Source organism: Actinomadura montaniterrae, from assembly GCF_008923365.1.
Lineage (GTDB): Bacteria > Actinomycetota > Actinomycetes > Streptosporangiales > Streptosporangiaceae > Spirillospora > Spirillospora montaniterrae.
The window spans coordinates 1-4,106 of record NZ_WBMR01000406.1 but is presented as its reverse complement, the minus strand read 5'-3'; the positions used below and the strand labels follow the sequence as shown (position 1 = coordinate 4,106).

General features: G+C 71.9%; 2 protein-coding genes and 1 pseudogene. All 3 read right to left on the bottom strand.

Translation table 11 applies throughout. From position 1 onward, the window contains the following. Positions 1 to 1,137, bottom strand: a pseudogene (locus tag F9B16_RS49530) (endonuclease/exonuclease/phosphatase family protein); the annotation flags it as partial. A gap of 293 nt (positions 1,138 to 1,430) precedes the next feature. Further along, the gene (rpsA, locus tag F9B16_RS49525) at positions 1,431 to 2,912 is read right to left on the bottom strand and encodes a 30S ribosomal protein S1 (protein ID WP_151547206.1); all 1,482 of its coding nucleotides are present in this window, start codon (positions 2,910 to 2,912) and stop codon (positions 1,431 to 1,433) included. Positions 2,913 to 3,156: 244 nt separating this feature from the next. Further along, a partial coding sequence (locus F9B16_RS49520) for a polysaccharide deacetylase family protein (protein WP_151547205.1) occupies positions 3,157 to 4,106 on the bottom strand: 950 nt, incomplete at its 5' end.

The window sequence follows — 4,106 nt, the reverse complement described above, 5'->3', positions numbered from 1 at the left end:
GCCGCCACGGGCCGCCGCCGCGGCGGCGAGCCCGCCGAGCGCGATGCCCGCGACGCCCGGCAGGACGTTGTTCGGGAACGGCAGCGGCGACAGCGCGCTCACCTGGTACGGGACGAGGACGACGAGGATCAGGAAGCCGCCGAGCGCGGCGCCCACGTCGATCCGCCAGACCGGCCCGCCGGTCCCGGCGCGGCGCAGCGGCGCCCGGCACGCCACCGCCAGCAGCCACGCCGACAGCACCTGCCCGACGATCACGATCGGCACCACCTCGATGCCGGTGACCGCGTACGTGCCGGCGACCGCGCCGGCGCCGACGCCGAGCACGGTGCCGCCGAGCACGCAGACCCCGCCGGGGACGGCCCGCACGGCGAGCCCGGAGGCCAGGAACGCGAGGGCGAGGCCCTGCCCGACGACGATCGCGATGTGCGCGGCGGTCAGCGACTGCCAGCCGGACGAGGCGACGAACGCGGGGCTGGCCAGCACCAGCACCTGCAGCGCGAGGAACGGCCCGAACGCCGCGGCGCCCATCGCGTCCCGCCAGGACAGGCCCGGCGCCGTGACCGGCCCGGACGACAGCTCCCGGTAGAGGGCGGCGGCGCCGAGCGCCACGAACGCCAGGCACGCCAGCCACGGCCCGATCCCGTTCCGCCACACCGGGTCCCAGGTGGCGAAGCACATCCGGACGGCGGTGTCGGCGGACAGGCCCGCGACGGTCGCGGTGGCGAACCCGACGCCGGACAGCCCGCGCGCCCCCTCGAACAGCGCCGCGACCGCGATCATGCCGATGGCGGTGCCGGCGAACGCCAGCCAGGTCTGCGGGCCGATCGCCTGGGCGAGGAGCCGGACGGCGAACAGCCCGCCGACGCCGGCGAGCAGCAGCCCGCGCGGGCCCGCGGCGCGCCGCACCAGCGGCGCCGCGAACCCGGCGAGATAGACCGCGAGCACGGCGACCGCGGCCACGCCGGTGCCGGTGCCGTCGGCGAAGTGGTCGAGCTGGGGAAGCGAGAAGCGCAGGGTCTGCGCGAGCACCGCGACCGTGATCGCGATGAGCGTCAGCCGGGCGGGGCCCTGCGGGACGATCGACGGCCCCGGCGCTGCCGGGCCGCCGGTCTTGGTGCCTACCTCTGTGCTGGCCAATTGAACGAGTGCTCCCGGGGGACGAGCGGACCTTCGGGGGTGGCGGCGGCGCGGCACTGCGCGGCCCCTGCGGACTCTACGGCCCCGGCGGGCGCCGCGCGCGCGAAACCCGCCGTGAGCGGAACCGATCACACCGCCGGACGATCATACGGGCGGAGGCGGGCGGCACCGGCGGCGCCGCCCCGGCCGGGGGACGGAATCGACAACGGCCGGAGGCGATCCGAGGATCGCGCTCCGGCCGTCGTCGTGGCGGCCCGCGGGCCGCCGCCCGTCAGTGCGGGGTCAGTGACGGATCACTGGCCGCCGGACAGCTTCTCCCGCAGCGCGGCGAGCGCCTCGTCGGTGGCCAGCGCGCCACCGCCCGACTCGCTCTCCCCGCCGCCGGAGTAGGAGGTCTCGCCGCCGCCGGCGGCGGCGGGGCCGGTCTCGGCCTCCGCCTCGGCCTTGCGGGCCTCCTCGATCTGCTTGCGGTGGGCGTCGAAGCGGGCGCGGGCCTCGGCGTACTGCCGCTCCCAGGTCTCGCGCTGCTCGTCGAAGCCCGGCAGCCACTCGCCCGTCTCGGCGTCGAAGCCCTCGGGGTACTTGTAGTTGCCCTGCTCGTCGTACTCCGCCGGCATGCCGTACAGGGTCGGGTCGAAGTCCTCTTCCTCGATCCCCGCGGCGCCCTCGTTGGCCTGCTTGAGCGACAGGCTGATCCGGCGCCGGTCGAGGTCGATGTCGATGATCTTCACGAAGATCTCGTCGCCGACCTGGACGACCTGCTCGGGGATCTCCACGTGCCGCTCGGCCAGCTCGGAGATGTGCACCAGGCCCTCGATGCCCTCCTCGACGCGGACGAACGCGCCGAACGGCACCAGCTTGGTGACGCGGCCCGGCACGACCTGCCCGATCTGGTGGGTGCGGGCGAACTGCTGCCACGGGTCTTCCTGGGTCGCCTTGAGCGACAGGGAGACGCGCTCGCGCTCCATGTCGACGTCCAGGACCTCGACCGTGACCTCCTGGCCGACCTCGACGACCTCGGAGGGGTGGTCGATGTGCTTCCAGGACAGCTCGGAGACGTGCACCAGGCCGTCGACGCCGCCGAGGTCGACGAACGCGCCGAAGTTGACGATCGAGGAGACGACGCCCTTGCGGACCTGGCCCTTCTGCAGGGTGTTGAGGAAGGTCTGGCGGACCTCGCTCTGCGTCTGCTCCAGCCAGGCGCGGCGGGACAGGACCACGTTGTTGCGGTTCTTGTCCAGCTCGATGATCTTCGCCTCGAGCTCGCGGCCGACGTAGGGCTGCAGGTCGCGGACGCGGCGCATCTCGACCAGCGACGCGGGCAGGAAGCCGCGCAGGCCGATGTCGAGGATGAGACCGCCCTTGACGACCTCGATGACGGTGCCGGTGACGATGCCGTCCTCGTCCTTGATCTTCTCGATCGTGCCCCAGGCGCGCTCGTACTGGGCGCGCTTCTTGGACAGGATCAGACGGCCTTCCTTGTCCTCCTTCTGGAGGACGAGGGCCTCGACGTGGTCGCCCACGGCGACGACCTCGTTGGGGTCGACGTCGTGCTTGATGGACAGCTCACGCGAGGGGATGACGCCCTCGGTCTTGTAGCCGATGTCGAGGAGGACCTCGTCACGATCGACCTTGACGACAGTGCCCTCGACAATGTCGCCGTCGTTGAAGTACTTGATGGTCTCGTCGATCGCCGCGAGGAAGGCTTCCTCGGACCCGATGTCGTTGACCGCTACCTGCGGGGTGGTCGAGGTGGCCTCGGTGCTGCTCGTCATGTGTCGGCTGGCTCCGGTACGGACATGGAAGTCGTTATGGGTTGTGCGCGGAGGGCCGTCCGCCCTGCCGAGAACCGGAAGGAACGCGGTGCTGACCGCGTCAGTGAACCGAACCGATGTCGCCGACCTGACCGAGCGCGAGCCTGCTCCGTCCGAAGCGCGCGCAGGCCCACAGCGCAGCGATCAGAATATGGGACGCGGCGCGCCTGGTCAATCCGGTGCGGGCGCCGCCGGCCGGCGCGCATCAGTAGACCCGCGCCCAGGCCCGGTACGGCTTGCCCAGCCGGTCCTCGAGCATATTGGGAAACGTCACCGTGTTCGGGTCTCCGTCAGATGTGTACCGCTCATCGGGGTGCTTGTCCAGATAGTCGAGCCAGGCGGTCGAGCAGAACTGCTTGCAGTCGTCCTCTTTGACCTTGCCCTCGGACCGCACCCGGTCGATCGCCCACCGGTCGAACTTCCCGTCGAACGGCGACACCGACGGCCGCCACCCCGCCAGGAAGATCCCCTGGAAGGCGTACGAGCCGTCCTTCTTCTCCGCCCACGCCGCCTTGTGCGGGGCGACGCCGAACGGGTACGCGAACGTCGTCGTGTGCGTCCCGGTCATCTTGACGATCTCGTCCTCCATGCCGCCGATCTCCTTGTACACCTGGTCCTTGGACAGGTGCGACAGGTCGGGGTGCGACAGGGTGTGGTTGGCGATCTCGTACCCGTGCTGGGTGAGCCACTTCAGGCCCGCGGCGGCCTGCAGGCCGGTCATCCCGAACAGGTCCTTGTTCAGGTAGAACGTCGCGACCGGCCGGAACCCGGGGTTCTCCCGCGCCACCTGCTCGATGACGCCCACCGCCGTGTCGGGCTTCGGGTTGCCCTGCGCGTCCAGCCCGAAGTGCCCGGGCGTGCTGTCGTCGAAGGTCAGGACGACGGGGTGCTTGCCGGCGGGGACGTCGATCCATCCCTTGACGAAGTCGGCCGCGGTGATCGGCACGTACCCGTCCTTGGCGAGCCGCGTCAGCTCGTCGTGCAGCTCCTTGGTCGAGCGGTCCAGCGACTGCTGCGGCTTGACCATGATCCGGTGGTACATGATCACCGGGATCTGGCCCAGCTCGTCGGCCTTCACCTGCGCCGCCGCGGGCGTCGCCGCCGCGAGCCGCGCGGGCGCCGGCGGGCTCGCCGGCCCGCTCGGGGACGCCGCGG

What these genes read in the sequence shown, in the direction of transcription:
- rpsA (WP_151547206.1), bottom strand. Translation starts at nt 2,912, where the DNA reads ATGACGAGCAGCACCGAGGCCACCTCGACCACCCCGCAGGTAGCGGTC.